Below are 17,909 nucleotides of genomic sequence, written 5' to 3'. Positions count from 1 at the left end.
GAACCTAATAGCTATTGTCGCGAATAATAGATTCGATCAAATTATTGACCGCACTTTCATCATATTGCAGCACATTCGTGGAATAAAGCGTTGTAGATGGCGCTTGGTCACGCAAGGTTTCACCTTGGCTATCGCTCACATTTACTTTCACAGTGGCAGAAAGACCGATGCGTAATGGATTTTCAGCCAGCTGTTGCGGATCTAATTGAATACGCACCGGCACACGCTGCACCACTTTGATCCAGTTCCCCGTCGCATTTTGAGTGGGTAATAATGAGAATGCGCTGCCTGTCCCCATTTCAATTCCGACGACTTTTCCATTAAAGGTTTTATCCTTGCCATAAAGGTCGAAATGAATTTCAACTGGCTGACCAATTCGCATATGGGTTAATTGTGTTTCTTTGAAGTTGGCATCTAACCACATTTGATCGGTAGTCACCACCGCCATTAATGCGCCACCAACAGAAACCGCTTGTCCTACTTGAGCATTACGACGAGCCACATAGCCTTTAATTGGACTGCGGATTTTTGTGCGTTCTAAATTCAACCAAGCTTGTTTCAAATTACTGACCGCACTTTGAATTTGGGGTTGTTCACTTAAAGGCCCGTCTAGCAATAAGGCTTGATTAGCCTCAAGTTGGTTTTGTGAAGTCGTTAAGTTTGCTTTGGCAAGCTCAACCGCTTCTTTGGCGTGTTGGAAAGATTCTTTATCAATCGCCCCATCTTTGACTAATTGCACACGACGGTTCAAGTTTCCTTGTGCTTGAGCAAGGGTGATTTCATTCGCACGAACGGCGGATTTCAATTGTTTTACAGTGTAATTTAGTTGAGAAATTTGGCGAACCGCATTGGCTAAATTGCTTTTAGCTTGCTCAAAACTTAATTTGGCGTTGGTATCATCCAGTTCTAATAACACGTCACCCGCTTGTACGGGATCCATATTATCGACATTAATTTTCGAAATATTCCCCGCGACTTGTGCCGATACCATCACCTGATTGCCGCTGACATAGGCATCTTCCGTTTCTTCAAAGCCTTTAATAAAGAGATACCAATAAGCCGCCGAACCGATTGCAATCAGAAGAAGCAAAAGGATAAAAATAGAAAGTCCTTTTTTACGTTGTTGGGATTTATTATTGGAAGAATTTTGTATATCTGAATGTTGCTCGGTCATAATGCGAGCCTTATGAAAAAATGCTGAAGTAAAAAAAGCTTCAGTCTATAAAATATGAATATTTGTTCATTATGAACGTGAATTAGAATTATTTCAAGAATGACCGCGCTTGTTTAGATAAAAGTGCGGTCAATTTTAATGACGTTTTTTCATAACAAACAAGTGTCGGTATTGCTAAAGCAGAGAGTGGGATTTTGTTATAGTTTCTGAGTATAAAAATAAAATAAATATGTGTTTGTTTTTTTAAGATAATTTATTTACATACTTTTACAAAAATTATATTGAAAATGCCTAGATTTTATTAAGCGTGTGTTAGATAATGGGGATTGGTTTCTGCTTTTGCGTTTTGAGGTAGGATCATCGTTTTATAATAGTTAAATTTATGCAAAGGAGTTTTATTTTTTTATGAATAAGATTTTTAAAGTGATTTGGAATCGTACTACTCAGTCGTTGGTAGTAACGTCCGAATTAGCAAAAGGGCAAGTGAAATCATCTTGTGACACGCACGGGGAGAGCAAGTCCTCATTAGGCAAAATTTTTAAATTATCGGCATTATCTTTATTGCTTTTAGATGTAACGGGTATTGCATATGCTGCAATTCCTGAAGGCACAGTGACTCGAACTGCTGGTCAAGCGATAGCAATTGGTAGTGGAAGTTGGACGGATGGGCCTGGTGCTGTTGTTGTGGGGGCATCATCAAAAGCAACTGGAGGGGTTAAAGGTATCGCAATTGGTCATACTGTTTATGCTAATGGGCAAGATGCAGTCGCTATTGGTTCGAATTCAAATGCTCAAACTCAATCTGTTGCTGTAGGACGTTTAGCTAATGCTGCAGCTAATGGTGTAGCTGTCGGTAATACTGCAATTGTTCGTAAAGATAATGCGATAGCAATTGGTGCTGAAGCTGAAGCTGCTGGACTTAATTCTACTTCGATTTCACAGGGTGCTAAAGCAGTAGGTGCATATAGTGTTGCTGTTGGTCCTGAGGCTAATGTTACTGAGGCCGCGAATTATGGTTCTGCATTTGGGGCAAATGCATTTGTAAGTGGCGCTTCAGGTACCGCTTTAGGTACTAGAGCGAATGTAACAGCTACTGGCGCAGTAGCAATTGGTATGCTTGCTAAGACTGGTGTTGAGTATGGTGTGGCATTAGGTGCGCAATCTGAAGCTAAAGAAAATAAATTCGATGACTCAGCTAAAAAAGCAACATTTAATGGCAAACCCGTTGATTTTGCTGGCACTACAGGTTTTTCTGGAGCAGTTTCTGTTGGTACAGAACAACAACAACGCCAAATCCAAAACGTGGGTGCTGGTCGCCTAAGTAGCACTTCTACAGATGCTGTTAATGGTAGCCAACTTTATGCAGTAATGACTAATGTGGGCTTTAATGCTGCAGAAAATGGTTTATCAAAAGCACGTATTAACAATGATAGTAAGCTTAATTTTAAAAATGGAACAGAAACTATTGCAACTGTTTCTAGCACTGGTGATGTAGTTTACGATCTTTCTACTACAGCTAAAGCTAATATTAGCAATGCATTAAGCACAGCAACTGTAGCTAACACAACTGCTAATGCGGCTAACACAACGGCTAATGCAGCTAACACAACGGCTAATGCGGCTAATACAACTGCTAATGCGGCTAACACAACTGCTAATGCGGCTAATACAACAGCTAACGCAGCTAATACAACAGCTAATACAGCATTAGATGCAGCAAATCAAGCATTAAATACAACTAACTATTTCCATGTAAATAATGGTTCTAATGATGCGTCTTCTGATGCTGCTAAAACTACTAATAATGATAAAGTTGGTTTAGCAGGTGGGGCACAAGGCAGAAACTCTATTACTGCAGGTGTAGAAGCCACTACAACAACAGCTGCAGCTGGTGCCGTTGTGATGGGGTATAAATCTTCAGCAGCATCTGAAGATGCAATTGTAATTGGTTCTGGTAGTGCTGTTTATACTGATGCAGCAAATGCAACAGTCATTGGTAAAAACTCAAGCATAAAAGCGGGTAGTACTAATGCAACTCTATTAGGTTCTAACTCAGAAGTTCAAGCTGGTGCCCAAAATGCGACTGTTGTTGGTCAATTCTCTGCTGCAGGTAAAGATTCTGTGAATGCAACCGTTGTAGGTTCAAGAAGTTATGTTCGTCCAAATACGAATGATGGCACAGCATTAGGTCATTACGCTGGTGTGGATAACAGCACAACAAATGGTACATCAGTTGGTGCTCGCACTTGGGTTGGCGAAAATGTGAATAATGGCACCGCGTTAGGGGTATATAACCTTGTTGGTAATAATACTCAAAATACCATTGCTGTAGGCGTTGCAAATAATGTAAAAGATGGCGTTAAAAATAACACGATTATTGGACACGGTAATACTATTGCATCAAATGGCACAACCGTATTGGGTAATAACTTAAATATCGCTGCGGGTTTAGATGAAGCGGTAGTATTAGGTAATCATTCAACCACAGCAGGCTCACATTCAATTGCGAATGTAACTTCTGCAACTGTAGGTAATTTAACCTATAGTGGCTTCAAAGGAACCGTTGCAGGTGCAGGTAGCTTCGTAAGCGTCGGTGCGGCAGGTGATGAGCGTAAATTGATCAATGTTGCAGCAGGAAATATTTCCGCGACTTCAACAGAAGCGATCAATGGTTCACAACTTTATGCAGTAACTTCACAATTAGATAAAACAAACGAAACAGCTAAGACAGCCGCTTCAAGTGCAAGTAGTGCAGTTTCTTTAGCCTCTACAGCAGCTTCAGCGGCAACATCAGCGGCGGAAGTGGTTACCAGCAACTTAAGTAAAATTGAAAGTGCAGCTTCAGCAGCTGTAAGTGCCGCTTCATCAGCAAATAGCTCAGCGACAGCAGCAAGTACTTCAGCATCTGCGGCAGATTCTTCTGCAAAAGCAGCAAGTTCTTCAGCATCAGCGGCAGATAGCTCAGCAACCGCAGCAAGCTCATCAGCGTCAGCAGCAGACAGCTCTGCAAAAGCAGCAAGTTCTTCAGCATCAGCGGCAGATTCTTCTGCGACTGCAGCAAGCTCTTCAGCATCAGCAGCAGATTCTTCAGCGAAAGCCGCAAGCTCATCCGCATCAGCGGCAGATTCTTCTGCAACTGCAGCAAGCTCTTCAGCTTCAGCAGCAGATAGCTCAGCAACCGCAGCAAGCTCATCAGCGTCAGCAGCAGACAGCTCTGCAAAAGCAGCAAGTTCTTCAGCATCAGCGGCAGATTCTTCTGCGACTGCAGCAAGTTCTTCAGCATCAGCGGCAGATTCTTCTGCGACTGCAGCAAGTTCATCAGCTTCAGCAGCGGACAGCTCAGCGACCGCAGCAAGCTCTTCAGCTTCAGCAGCAGATAGCTCAGCGACAGCTGCAAGTTCATCCGCTTCAGCGGCAGACAGCTCAGCAACAGCTGCAAGCTCTTCAGCTTCAGCAGCAGATAGCTCAGCGACAGCTGCGAGCTCATCCGCATCAGCGGCAGATTCTTCTGCAACTGCAGCAAGTTCTTCAGCATCAGCAGCAGATTCTTCAGCGACTGCAGCGAGCTCTTCAGCTTCAGCGGCAGATAGCTCAGCAACCGCAGCTAGTTCTTCAGCGTCAGCGGCAGATAGCTCAGCAACCGCAGCAAGTTCTTCAGCGTCAGCGGCAGATAGCTCAGCAACCGCAGCAAGTTCATCAGCGTCAGCAGCAGACAGCTCTGCAAAAGCTGCAAGCTCTTCAGCATCAGCGGCAGATTCTTCTGCAACCGCAGCAAGCTCTTCAGCTTCAGCGGCAGATTCTTCTGCAACCGCAGCAAGCTCCTCAGCATCAGCAGCAGATAGCTCAGCGACTGCAGCAAGCTCATCAGCATCTGCAGCAGACAGCTCAGCGACAGCAGCAAGTTCATCCGCTTCAGCGGCAGATAGCTCAGCGACAGCAGCAAGCTCCTCAGCATCAGCAGCAGACAGCTCTGCAACTGCAGCAAGCTCATCAGCTTCAGCGGCAGATAGTTCAGCGACTGCAGCAAGCTCTTCTGCTTCGGCAGCTAAATCTTCAGCGACAGCGGCTGAAAGCACAGCAAAACGTATTGAAGATTCAGGATTGATCAGTAAAGATGGTAAAACTGCATTTGCAGCGGATAACACTAGTAAACGTGATAGTGCGAAAGCGAAAGGTAAAGATGCGACTGCGGTTGGTTATGGATCAAATGCAAGTGGCGAAAATGGCACTGCATTGGGCAATAACTCACAAGCTTCAGGTAAAAACTCAACCGCAGTGGGTCAAGGTGCGAAAGCAACTGCAGCTAACTCAGTAGCACTAGGCCAAGGCTCTGTAGCAAATGAAGCTAATACTGTTTCAGTGGGTTCAGTTGGTAATGAACGCCGAATCACAAATGTCGCAGATCCTGTTCGTGGTACGGATGCAGCAAACAAACAATATGTTGATCGTTCTGTTGGTGCAGTTCGTAGTGAAATGAAGAAAACTGATAAGAAACTTCGTGGTGGTATCGCAGGAGCAACTGCTGCAGCGAATATTCCACAAGTGACTAAACCAGGTGGTTCAATGGTTGGCCTTGGTGTAGGTAACTACAAAGGTGAAAGTGCCGTTGCAGTAGGTTACTCTCGTGCGAGCGATAACAATAAAGTTATCTTCAAAGTCAGCGGGGCTGCAACCACTCAAGGTGATTATAATGTTGGTGCTGGTGTAGGTTATCAATGGTAGTCACTTACTAGACTAGACAAATCACTCGGGTAGGAATATCCGAGTGATTTTTATTATTTAAGCCATTTAAAAATAGTTCTATTTTTGACCGCACTTTTAGATGACTTAAATAATAGAAGAGGAAAAAGAATATGCGTAAATATAAAATTGGAATTACGTTTAATTTAGAGGCGAAGGTTACGGATATTTGGGCAAACGGCGCAAATCAAAATGTCATTCATCTTTTTCATTTATTTCAACATTCGTCAATTGTAGAAGATGTTATTCTGGTTTCTTGGGGACCAGAAAAGCGCACTACACCTCCAGAAGGGTTTATGCTTGATGGATTAAATTTGAAATACGCTTATATTGAGGATGTAATTGATCAATTAGACGTATTGATTGAGGGGACATTAGTGATTGAACCTCATCAAGTTACTCGAATGCATCAGCATGGTGGTAAAGTTGTTTGCTATAAAATGGGCAATGACTTTATTATGGATATGGAAAATTTCCTCTTTGATAAGAAAGCAGGAAGAGTGTTTAATGGTACGTTATTTGATTCTGTATGGATGATCCCACAGCATGAGAATACCTGTAAATCTTATTTTTCCATTATGTATCGTTGTCCTGCTTATGTGGTGCCTGCAATTTGGTCGCCGGTATTCTGTGATCAGGTGATTAAGCGAATCAAAGAGAAGCATAATCTTACTTTTGGGTATAAACCAGATACTGAGAAAAAAGCTAAGCGTATAGCTTCTTTTGAAGCCAATATTAACATTGTAAAAACGTGTTTTACACCAGTGTTAATTGCTGAACAGGCCTATCGTGAAGCTCCTGAGAAAATTAAAAACGTCTATATGTGCAACACCTACGATAAAAAAGATAATCCAACCTTTTTCAATTTTATAGGTCGAACTAATCTTGTTAAAAATGGGGTGATGACGGTAGAAGGGCGTTATCAAATGCCTGATTTTCTTACTCGCTATGTAGATATTGTGCTAAGTCATCAGTGGGAAAATGGTTTGAATTATGCTTACAATGATGCTTTGTATGGTGGCTATCCATTTATTCATAATTCAAAACTTATCCCTAAAGGCGTGGGGTATTACTACGATCAGTTTGACGCATTTGAAGGTGCAAAAGTGTTGCTTGATGTGATTGATAACCATGATAAGCATCATGAAGAATATGTGAAAAGAGCAAATGAATATTTGGATTCTCAATTACCAACTAATCCTGTGAATATTTATTTGTACGAGAAAGAGATCAAGCGGTTGTTTTCTGAATAAGACTTGTAAAAATCCCTCAGTGAGCACTAAGGGATTTTTTATTCAACTTATAAATCTTAATTAGTATTAATAGTGTGTTTATCTATAATATTTACCACAAAGCATTAAATTCTTTTTCGTATTTTTCTTTCAAATTAAGAAAATCTACTTTTTCATTCTCTGGCAGTAGTTCATAGCATGTCATTACATATCCATAAATATCATCTACATATTTTTTAAATCCAGGCAACAACTCATTGTTGAGTTTCATATTTTCTATTTCAGTTATTACATCAGATAGATTTTGAAATAGACTTACTTGATTTTTAGAGGTCGCAACAGAACTAATTGAACCTTTTCTTTCTCTTCTATACATATAAAAGCAGTTTTTATAAATCGCATAACTACTAATATATTTAGTAAGAAAAAAACTCCATGCCACATCTTCAAAAGATCGTCCTTTTATAAAAAAGAGGTGGTTTTTTAAAATTAATTCTCTTTTTATTGTTTTTGTAAAGGGGAACCCAAGATAAATTCCATCTTGATAAAGACCTTGAAAGTCTTCCCTAAAAGAACCTATTAGCTTATCTCGGTTGATGTAATGGTTTACAATTTTGTCAGGATAGATACTGCTCATATAATTGAAGATAATATCGGGATTATTTTCAGTAATTATCTTTTGTAAATCAGAGAGAACAGTTGTTCCTTCCCAATAATCATCACTATCTAAAAACATTAAATACTCTCCTCGAGCAATTTGAATGCCTGCATTTCTTGCGTCGGATACTCCACCGTTAATTTTATGGATAAAAACAATATTAGAATATTGTTTAGCATATTTGGCGCAAATGTCGATAGAATTATCTGGTGAACCATCATCAACTAAAATAAGTTCATAATTTTGATAATCTTGCGCTAAGACAGATTCAATACATTGCTCGAGGTAACGTTCAACATTATAGATTGGTACAATGATACTAAATAGTGGATTTTCAACTTTATCTTGTTGTTTTTGTCTTGGATTTTTCCCCAATAGATAACGTGCTTGAGCAATATTTTGAGGTTCATGGAATGCAGTAAATTGATCTGCAAGCCAGTAGGGTTTTGTTTCACTTAAAAGTACGGTTAATTTTTTTGCGACATCTTTGCGGATGAGATAAAGCGAACAACCATAGTTGTACTGATTTGTATCACCATAGATTAATGCATTCGGCTCATCACTAGCTTGGTATAGGCGTTCACAAGCAGGAGTTTCACCATCGCGCTGTAATTTGATAATTCCGTAAGAGGAATATTTATTGGCATAATGGATAGTATGCTGAATGAAGTTTTCAACAGGTTGTATTTCACTTTCAGCAATTAAAGCAAAATCATTATCTTGTAGCTGTTTATTTTCAGCAATTGTCTTCCAGCACTGAATATGAGATAGCGTGTGGGCAATTTCTTTGTTATTGGGAGTCCGATCAAGTAGTTCTTCTGCTTTCTTTAAATTAAATAAGGCTGAAGAATTACCGAGTAAGCTAACCTGTTCTTTAGTTACTGCAGAAATAGGAACAACATGAGAGTCAGAGGCACATTGTAAAAAATGACTCAGCCTCTCTATTTTTTCAGAAGCATAAATCACATAACAGGTTAGTTTTTCCATCGTTTTGATTACCCTTTATTTTTCGCGGTAGTCGCTTTTAACGCCATATACCCCAAAATCGCAGAAACAGTGGAGCCTAATAAGATCCCTAATCGAGAAAGGGCGTTAATGCTTTCACCGGCATCAGCATTGAAGGCAAGGCTGGCTAAGAACATTGACATGGTGAAGCCGATACCACACAAAATTGCTACGGCAAAAATTTGTTTAAAGTTGATGCCTTGTGGAAGTTTTGCAATGCCAAGTTTAACGGAAAGATAACTGAAACCAAATACGCCGAGTGGTTTTCCGATAATTAAGCCAAGAGAAATCGCGAGCAATAATGGAGATGTCAGCATGCTGAGATCAATGCCATCAAAGCTTACACCTGCATTGGCAAATGCAAATAATGGCAGGATCACAAAGGATGACCAAGGGGCAAGAATGTGCTCAAAGTCGTGTAATGGTGTTTCGCCATTTTTGCCTTTCAATGGAATACAAAATCCGATGATAACCCCTGCAAGGGTAGCATGCACACCTGATTTTAATACCGAAGCCCATAAGATTGTTCCCACTACCATATAGACACAAAGTGCGGTCACTTTAAAGCGGTTTAATGCGATAAGTACAACAATAGCAACCGCAGCAAAGATAAGTGCTTGTACACTTAATCCGTGTGAGAAAAACAGTGCAATAACGACAATGGCACCTAAGTCATCAATGATGGCTAAAGCAAGTAAAAAGATTTTTAGTGGGAGTGGCACTTGTTTACTTAATAACGCCATGATACCGAGTGCAAAGGCAATGTCGGTTGCCATTGGGATTGCCCAGCCATCGGCTAAAGCGGGATCTTGTTGGGCGATAAAAATATAAACCAAGGCAGGAATAACCATTCCGCCAACTGCAGCAATGGCAGGGAAAACCGCTTGTTGATAGCTTGAAAGGGAGCCCTCAAATAATTCTCTTTTGACTTCCATTCCCACTAAAACAAAGAATACCGCCATAAAACCATCGTTGATCCAGTGAATTAAGGTTTTATCGATAGAAAAGGTACCGACTTGAATGCTGACTGGTAAGTTTAAAAAGTCGTTATAGTTTTGATTGAGCGGTGAATTGGCTAATAGCATTGCGACTACTGCTGAAAAAAGTAATAAAATTCCGCCAGCTGATTCCAATTTGAAAAAACGCTGAATTTGTTGAATCAAACTCAGTTTATTCATTCATTCTCTCCTAAAAAAGTAATAATAAAGGCTGGATATTATCACAAATTTACTAATTTAGGGAAAATAGGCTATGGATAATGTGTGATTTAATCGAGATGTGATAGATTTCGTGATCTATTTCACAAAAATTATTTTCATTTTTGGAATAAAAAACAATTTAATAGTAAAATCCTTAAGATTTATTTATTCGAGAATACTTATGTTTTCAAAAAAAGACATCATCGTACTAGGTATGATGATTTTTGCTTTATTTTTAGGCGCGGGAAATATTATTTTCCCACCGATGGAGGGGTACTCCGCAGGCAATCATTGGGCAACGGCTTCGCTAGGGTTTGTGATAACAGGCGTACTCATGCCATTTATTACATTGGTTGTTGTGTCAGTGTTAGGACGTGGCGAAGAACTGACTAAGGACTTGCCCAAATGGGCAGGCGTATCCTTTTTAACTATTCTTTATTTAGTCATCGGTTCAACCTTTGCGATGCCTCGAATTACCAATGTTGCTTATGAAATGGCATGGTTACCATTGGGGCTCGTTGAAGATAGTGCGACGACACGTCTTATTTTCTCTGTGATCTTTAATATTATCGCGATGGGATTCATGATTCGCCCAAGTACCATTATTTCAACAGTGGGTGAAGTGATGACGCCGGCATTGTTGGTATTATTACTCGTTGTTGGGATCACGGTTTTTGTTTCACCTCTTTCTGACATTGTTGCTCCGTCGCAGGCGTATGCCGAGAATTCAGCATTAACCACAGGCTTAATTAGTGGTTATCAAACGATGGATGTACTGGCAGCGATTGCCTTTGGTGGCATTGTTGCACGGGCGTTATCTGCAAAAAATGTGACCAATCCACAAAAGATTGTTCAATATACGATTTCAGCGGGTTTTGTCTCAGTCATTTTATTAGGCTGCTTGTATTTTGCCTTATTCTACTTAGGGGCGACTTCTGATGCGGTGGCACAAGGCGCAACAAATGGCGGACAAATTTTCTCTCGTTATGTGAACAGTTTATTTGGCATGGCAGGAACCTGGATTATGGCGGGTATTATTACTTTAGCAAGTTTAACCACATTAGTGGGCGTAACCAGTGCGTGTGGTGATTATTTCTCTAAGTTTTCGACACGTTTTTCTTATCCATTCTGGATTGTTTTCTTCACTGCCATGACGACAATCATTTCACAATATGGCTTAACAAAATTACTCCGAGTGACGATTCCTGCCTTGTTGTTGATTTACCCAATGGCGATTATGTTGGTGGTTTTACAGCTTGTGCGTAATAAATTGCCTTCTATTCGATTGAGCTATTACGTGACCATTTTAGTAACGGTTTGTTTTAGTTTGATTGATAGCCTGAAAAACTTGGATATGTTGCCGGAAGGGTTACATCAAATCATGACTCATTTCCCGCTCTATTCACAAGGGCTTGCGTGGCTTGTGCCCGCATTATGTACTTTAGTGCTTTCCATGATATTCGGGAAAACGATTTCAAAATAACAAAAATGCTGACAATGATTTATCGGCATTTTTTATATCAAGTGCGGTCGTTTTTTCACGCATTTTTAGGCTGCAAGACGTTGTCTCACAATTTCAAATAAACATACACCTGTTGCAACGGAAACATTCAGGGATGACACTGAGCCCGCCATTGGAATACTAATGAGTTGATCGCAATGCTCACGAGTAAGACGGCGCATGCCTTCACCTTCGGCCCCCATCACTAAGGCAAGAGAACCCGTAAGTTTGCTCTGATAAATGGTTTCTGTTGCTTCGCCAGCCGTACCTACTACCCAAATATTATGATTTTGTTGTAGATCTCGCAAAGTACGCGCTAAATTGGTTACGCGAATTAATGGCACAGTCTCCGCAGCACCGCAAGCCACTTTACGTGCGATAGAAGTGAGTTGAGCGGATTTATCTTTGGGTACGATAACAGCGCTCACTCCAGCAGCATCTGCAGTACGTAAGCAGGCGCCCAGGTTATGGGGATCCGTCACACCATCAAGCACCAATAAAAGTGGATTTTGTTTACGAGTAAGAAGTTCATCCAGATCATGTTCATTCAGCTCTTTTGCTTCTTGCACACGAGCAATCACACCTTGATGCACTTCACCGTTGGATTTTTTATCTAATGTTTGACGGTTTACAAATTGCACCGCAATGCCTAAAGCATAGAGCTCATTGAGTAAGGGCTGCAGGCGTTTATCTTCACGGCCTTTCAGCACAAATACTTCAATTAAACGCTCAGGGCTATTTGCTAAAATGCTGTTTACAGCATGGATACCATAGATATTTTCTGACATAGGGTTCTCTTATTTATTATTTCTTCCGTTTTCTCGTCGGTTTCTTCGATACATCTTTATTTTTAATCGCACTTTTACGTTTTTTTGACGCTTTAGGTGGCAGTTCCTTAAAGACTTTTTTCGCTTTTTGTTTCGCCGTTTTTCCCACACGACGTGGTTTTCTGGCACTTTCGACTAAACTGAAATCTACCATTTTTTGTTCTAAATGAACGGCGACCACGCGAATTTTGACTTTATCGCCAAGGCGGTAGATCATACCACTATTTTCACCGATTAAACGTTGTTTTGCCGCATCAAATTGATAGTAGTCGTTATCTAAAGTGGAAATATGGACTAAGCCGTCAATGAATAAATCATCTAAACGTACGAATAAGCCAAAACCGGTTACAGATGAGATCACTCCGCTAAATTCAGCGCCCACGTGATCTTGCATATATTCACATTTCAGCCAATCTGCTACTTCGCGAGTGGCATCATCGGCACGGCGTTCTGTCATCGAGCAGTGATCGCCTAACAAATCCATTTCATCAAAGGAATAGTGATAGCCGCCAGTATCTGTGGTTTTACGTTTAGCGCCTTTTTCTTTCGCTAATAAATACTTAATCCCACGATGAAGGGTTAAATCCGGATAACGACGAATCGGGGAAGTGAAGTGTGCATATTCCTCTAATGCCAAACCAAAGTGGCCGATATTATCCGCATGATAAACCGCTTGGCTTAATGAGCGAAGTAACATGGTTTGAATGAGTTCGTGATCCGGACGATCTTTCACTTGCTCTAATAATTTCGCATAATCTTTTGTGGTCGGTTTCATGCCGCCTTCAAGGCTTAAGCCACATTCACCTAAAAATGCACGGAAAGACGTCAGTTTTTCTTCGCTCGGTGTGGCATGAATACGATAGAGTGCTGGCTCTTTATGTTTTTCCATAAAGTTTGCCGCTGCAATATTCGCAAGAATCATGCATTCTTCAATGATTTTGTGAGCATCATTTCGCGCAACGGGTTCAATGCGATCAATTCGTCCCATGGCATTGAAAATAAATTTGGTTTCGATGGTTTCAAAATCGATGGCACCACGTTGTTTGCGTGCATTGAGTAACGCTTGATAGAGGTGATGCAATTCTTCTAAATGTGGCACAAGCCCTTGATAACGGGTGCGGAGCTCATCATCACCATCTAAAATTGCCGCGACTTTCGTGTAGGTTAAACGTGCATGGGAGTTCATTACTGCTTCATAAAAACGATAATCGGTGAGTTTACCTTTTGCGGAGATGTGCATTTCACACACCATACACAAGCGATCAACTTGTGGATTCAGTGAACATAATCCGTTTGATAAAATCTCTGGCAGCATTGGCACGACACGATTTGGGAAGTAAACGGAGTTACCTCGGTTATAGGCTTCAGTGTCTAGTGCAGAACGTAAACGCACATAATAGCTGACATCGGCAATTGCCACCCAAAGTTTCCAGCCTTTACCGCTTTTTTCGCAATATACGGCATCATCAAAATCGCGTGCGTCTTCGCCATCAATGGTAACCAGTGGCAGATTGCGTAAATCTACACGGCCTTTTTTTGCTTCTTCAGGCACTTCTTCCGTGAATTTTTTAACGTATTTTTCGACCGCACTTGGGAATTGGTGAGGAATGTCATGATTACGAAGAGCAATCTCCACTTCCATCCCTTTTGCCATATTGTCACCCAGAATTTCGGTGATGATGCCAACTGGTTGAGTAAAGGAGGCAGAGCGTTCCTGCAATTCAACCACGACAACTTGCCCCATTCGTGCTCCATTGCGGTGTTCATTAGGGACTAAAATATCTCGTCCGATACGACTGTCATCAGGCACCACATAGCTAAAACCATTTTCTAAGAAGAAACGGCCGACAATTTGTTTTTTGCGACTTTCAAGTACGCGAACAATGCGGACTTCGCGACGACCACGGCGATCTAAGCCTGCAGGTTGGGCTAATACAAAATCACCGTGCATTACACGTTGCATTTGGTGATTAGGAATAAAGAGATCCTCTTTTTTACCTTCGACTTGTAAAAAGCCATAGCCTTCGCGATGGCCAATGACCATGCCTTTGAATAAATCTAATTTTTCAGGCAAGGCATAGCATTTACGTTTAGTGAAAACTAATTGTCCATCATTCTCCATGGCGCGCAAGCGGCGGCGCATGGCTTCTTGTTGTTCATCACTTTTAATTGAAAGTGCGGTCAGAATTTCTTCCCGACTCATCGGGGCATTATTTTCACGGATGATTTGCAGAATGTAGTCTCTGCTTGGGATCGGATTACCATATTTGGCTAATTCTTTTTGATAATTTGGATCCGCTTTTTTAAAAGATTTTTTGGTCATTTATTGTTTATTTTATGATTAATTTTTAAGTTGTGGGGTAGTTTACAGGTTAAAGGAGGGAATGCAAGCTCGTTATGAGGTGTTTGTGGCAGGAGGTTTACGGCAAACAAAAACCGCACCAAAGTGCGGTTTTATTTTTAAGCTGTTTTAATGCTTTAATTACGCTAATTTTTTGATTTGAGCAGCTAATTTAGCTTTGTGGTTTGCTGCTTTGTTAGCGTGGATTAAGTCTTTAGAAGCCATACGGTCAACAACTTTTTGCATTTCAACGAATGCTGCTTCAGCTGCTGCTTTTTCACCTGCTGCTACTTGAGCATATACTTTTTTGATGTAAGTACGCATCATAGAGCGTTGGCTTGCGTTGTGTTGGCGGCGTTTTTCAGATTGAACCGCGCGTTTTTTTGCTGACTTGATATTAGCCAAGGTCAAACTCCTAAAATTTCTGTTAGATGATTATGACAAAATAAGGGCGTAGAATATGCCGATTTTTTATACTTTTGTCAATGAATAATTTGTGTTGATTTCGGTGAGACACAACCGAAAGTAAGCATCGTTATTTAAAAAAAGCGCTTTCTATTGGCTCACACAAACGATGTGGGCAGGATTTTATCAGTTTTTTTCGTTGGAATATAGCGTAAAAACAAAAATTCTATACAATTAAGGCAAATTTTTTTGAAGAGACCCCTATTTTGAGTAAACGACTTTTAAAATCCGGCATTATCGTGAGTGGGATGACATTAGTGTCCCGTGTGTTAGGTTTAGTCCGCGATGTGGTGATTGCCCATTTAATCGGTGCTGGTGCAGCGGCGGACGTGTTTCTATTCGCTAACCGTATCCCAAACTTTTTACGTCGTTTATTTGCGGAAGGGGCATTTTCTCAGGCTTTTGTCCCTGTGTTAGCCGAATATCAAAAATCGGGCGATCTTTCTAAAACGAGAGAATTTATCGGGAAAGTGTCGGGTACGCTAGGCGGCTTAGTCAGTATTGTCACCTTGCTTGCTATGGTGGGATCACCTGTTGTGGCGGCGATCTTTGGGATGGGCTGGTTTACCGATTGGCTAAATGACGGACCCGATGCACACAAATTTGAACAAGCATCTTTACTCTTAAAAATTACTTTTCCTTATTTATGGTTCGTCACCTTTGTGGCACTTTCAGGCGCGATTTTAAATACGATAGGCAAATTTGGCGTGATGTCGTTTTCGCCTGTTTTGTTAAATATCGCCATGATTGCGACCGCACTTTTCCTCGCACCAAGATTAGACAATCCTGATCTTGCCCTTGCTATCGGGATCTTCTTAGGCGGTTTACTACAATTTTTATTCCAAATCCCTTTCTTGAAGAAAGCAGGCTTGCTCGTAAAACCAAAATGGGCATGGCATGATGAAGGGGTAGCCAAAATCCGTCGATTGATGATTCCTGCCTTGTTCGGGGTTTCCGTAAGTCAAATCAACTTGCTGCTTGATACGGTCATTGCCAGTTTCTTAATGACGGGATCCATTAGTTGGCTTTATTATTCTGATCGTCTATTAGAGTTTCCGCTTGGGCTATTTGGTATTGCGATTTCCACTGTGATTTTACCGACGCTTGCTCGCCATCATGTGAATCGAGAAGATAATTCTTCCCAAAGTGCGGTTGATTTTCGCAATACAATGGACTGGGGCGTACGAATGATTTTATTACTCGGCGTGCCGGCTGCGATTGGTATTGCCGTGTTAGCCCAACCAATGTTACTGGTATTGTTTATGCGTGGCAGTTTTACCTTAACAGATGTACATGCGGCCTCTTATTCTTTATGGGCATTCAATGCCGGTTTACTTAGCTTTATGCTGATTAAGATCTTGGCTAATGGCTATTACGCACGTCTAGATACCAAAACGCCCGTGAAAATCGGGATCATCGCCATGGTGAGTAATATGGGCTTTAATGTCTTGGCGATTCCATTTAGTTATGTGGGTTTAGCGATTGCTTCTGCCATGTCAGCAACCTTAAATGCTTATTTGCTTTATCGTGGTTTAGCGAAAGAAGATGTATACCATTTTTCACGTAAAAGTGCGGTCTTTTTTCTGAAAGTTTTAGGCGCAGCCTTAGCCATGGGCGGTTTGGTTTGGTATAACTGCCCGTTGATTCAAGAATGGGCTGCCATGACATTTTTAATACGTATCTATTGGTTGGTTTGGTTAATTGGGCTGGCTGCGGTCGTTTATTTAGGCGTATTGGTGCTCTTGGGTGTTCGTAAACACCATTTACTGACAAAACATTAAGTTACCGCTATAATGCACCGATTATTTTTTGTTTTTTGGATAAGATGTAATGCAATTAATTCGTGGGCTTCATAATTCACAGCCATATTTGTCAGGGTGCGCATTAACCATTGGCAATTTTGATGGGGTGCATTTGGGGCATCAGGCGATTTTGCGTCATCTTCGTCAGAAAGCGAATGCGCTGAATTTACCTATGGCGGTGATGCTTTTCGAACCACAACCGCGTGAATATTTTATGGGCGACAAAGCCCCTGCGCGCTTAATGCGATTAAGAGATAAATTGCATTATTTGGCTCAGGCGGGTGTGGATGTGGTGATCGTCGCGAAATTTGACCGCACTTTTGCTGATCTTCCAGCAGAACAATTTATTGAAGATTGGCTTGTACGCAAATTAAATGTGAAGTTTCTCAGCATTGGCGATGATTTCAAATTTGGTGCGAAACGTTTAGGCAATTTTGCGATGTTGCAACAAGCCGGAAAGCAGTTTGGTTTTGAAGTTGAAGACAGTCGCACCTTCTGTTTAGATGAGTTACGTATCAGTAGCACCGCTATTCGAGAAGCGTTGGCTAAAGATGATTTACAGCACGCGCAAAATTTACTCGGTAAGCCTTATCGTATTTTGGGTCGAGTTATACATGGCAATAAATTAGGGCGAACCATTGGTTTTCCTACCGCGAATGTTCGCTTACATCGCCAAGTGAATCCAGTAAAAGGGGTTTATGCGGTGAAAGTGCGGTTAAAATCGGGCGAGATTTTTAACGGCGTCGCTAACATGGGAAAACGCCCAACCATTAACGGTACGATACAATTATTAGAAGTTCATTTATTTGATTTTTCTCAGAATATTTATGGACAAATGGTCGAAGTGGAATTCTGCCAGAAGATTCGCGATGAGATAAAGTTTCCGTCTTTTGAAGCGTTGAAAGTTCAAATTGAACAAGACGTAAAAACAGCGAAAGCCTTTTTTGCAAAATAGAATTATATTG

Annotated in this window: 11 protein-coding genes; 5 read left to right on the top strand and 6 right to left on the bottom strand. The window is 41.0% G+C overall.

The genetic code is table 11. The features are described from left to right. Positions 1–4 precede the first annotated feature (4 nt). The gene (locus INP95_RS01440) at positions 5–1,174 is read right to left on the bottom strand and encodes an EmrA/EmrK family multidrug efflux transporter periplasmic adaptor subunit (protein WP_197560755.1); all 1,170 of its coding nucleotides are present in this window, start codon (positions 1,172–1,174) and stop codon (positions 5–7) included. 405 nt (positions 1,175–1,579) lie between these two features. Between INP95_RS01440 and INP95_RS01435 the strand changes: the two genes are divergently transcribed. Further along, positions 1,580–5,896 carry an ESPR-type extended signal peptide-containing protein gene (locus tag INP95_RS01435; RefSeq protein WP_197560754.1) on the top strand — a complete coding sequence of 1,439 codons (4,317 nt, stop codon included), beginning with the start codon at positions 1,580–1,582 and terminating at the stop codon, positions 5,894–5,896. A gap of 131 nt (positions 5,897–6,027) precedes the next feature. Continuing rightward, positions 6,028–7,167: a DUF2827 family protein gene (locus INP95_RS01430; RefSeq protein WP_111327541.1), complete on the top strand. Its 1,140-nt coding sequence runs from the start codon at positions 6,028–6,030 to the stop codon at positions 7,165–7,167. 91 nt (positions 7,168–7,258) lie between these two features. On the opposite strand, the gene INP95_RS01425 is transcribed toward INP95_RS01430, so the two are convergent. After that, on the bottom strand, positions 7,259–8,791 hold the full coding sequence (locus INP95_RS01425) for a glycosyltransferase (protein ID WP_197560753.1): 1,533 nt from the start codon (positions 8,789–8,791) through the stop codon (positions 7,259–7,261). Positions 8,792–8,799: 8 nt separating this feature from the next. Further along, complete coding sequence (nhaA, locus tag INP95_RS01420; protein WP_197560752.1) at positions 8,800–9,987, bottom strand: Na+/H+ antiporter NhaA; 1,188 nt, start codon at positions 9,985–9,987, stop codon at positions 8,800–8,802. A 202-nt stretch (positions 9,988–10,189) separates the two neighbouring features. Here nhaA and brnQ point away from each other — a divergent pair, with 202 nt between their 5' ends. Then, entirely contained in the window at positions 10,190–11,491 is a 1,302-nt protein-coding gene (gene brnQ / locus INP95_RS01415) for a branched-chain amino acid transport system II carrier protein (RefSeq protein WP_197560751.1), read from the top strand. A gap of 65 nt (positions 11,492–11,556) precedes the next feature. On the opposite strand, the gene rlmB is transcribed toward brnQ, so the two are convergent. The 3 genes from rlmB to rpsT all read right to left on the bottom strand — a co-directional run bounded on the left by rlmB (position 11,557) and on the right by rpsT (position 15,082). Then, positions 11,557–12,297, bottom strand: coding sequence for a 23S rRNA (guanosine(2251)-2'-O)-methyltransferase RlmB (gene rlmB / locus INP95_RS01410; RefSeq protein ID WP_005698098.1), 741 nt, complete (start codon positions 12,295–12,297; stop codon positions 11,557–11,559). A 16-nt stretch (positions 12,298–12,313) separates the two neighbouring features. Next, positions 12,314–14,659 carry a ribonuclease R gene (rnr, locus tag INP95_RS01405; RefSeq protein ID WP_197560750.1) on the bottom strand — a complete coding sequence of 782 codons (2,346 nt, stop codon included), beginning with the start codon at positions 14,657–14,659 and terminating at the stop codon, positions 12,314–12,316. A 159-nt stretch (positions 14,660–14,818) separates the two neighbouring features. Then, complete coding sequence (gene rpsT / locus INP95_RS01400) at positions 14,819–15,082, bottom strand: 30S ribosomal protein S20 (RefSeq protein ID WP_070590027.1); 264 nt, start codon at positions 15,080–15,082, stop codon at positions 14,819–14,821. 266 nt (positions 15,083–15,348) lie between these two features. Between rpsT and murJ the strand changes: the two genes are divergently transcribed. Continuing rightward, positions 15,349–16,923: a murein biosynthesis integral membrane protein MurJ gene (gene murJ / locus INP95_RS01395; RefSeq protein WP_197560749.1), complete on the top strand. Its 1,575-nt coding sequence runs from the start codon at positions 15,349–15,351 to the stop codon at positions 16,921–16,923. Positions 16,924–16,972: 49 nt separating this feature from the next. Next, entirely contained in the window at positions 16,973–17,899 is a 927-nt protein-coding gene (gene ribF / locus INP95_RS01390) for a bifunctional riboflavin kinase/FAD synthetase (protein ID WP_049384851.1), read from the top strand. Positions 17,900–17,909: the final 10 nt, after the last annotated feature.

The sequence above is a fragment of the Haemophilus parainfluenzae genome (assembly GCF_014931375.1).
GTDB lineage: Bacteria > Pseudomonadota > Gammaproteobacteria > Enterobacterales > Pasteurellaceae > Haemophilus_D.
Note: the sequence above shows the minus strand (reverse complement) of the source record. Positions and strands in the feature narration are given on the sequence as shown.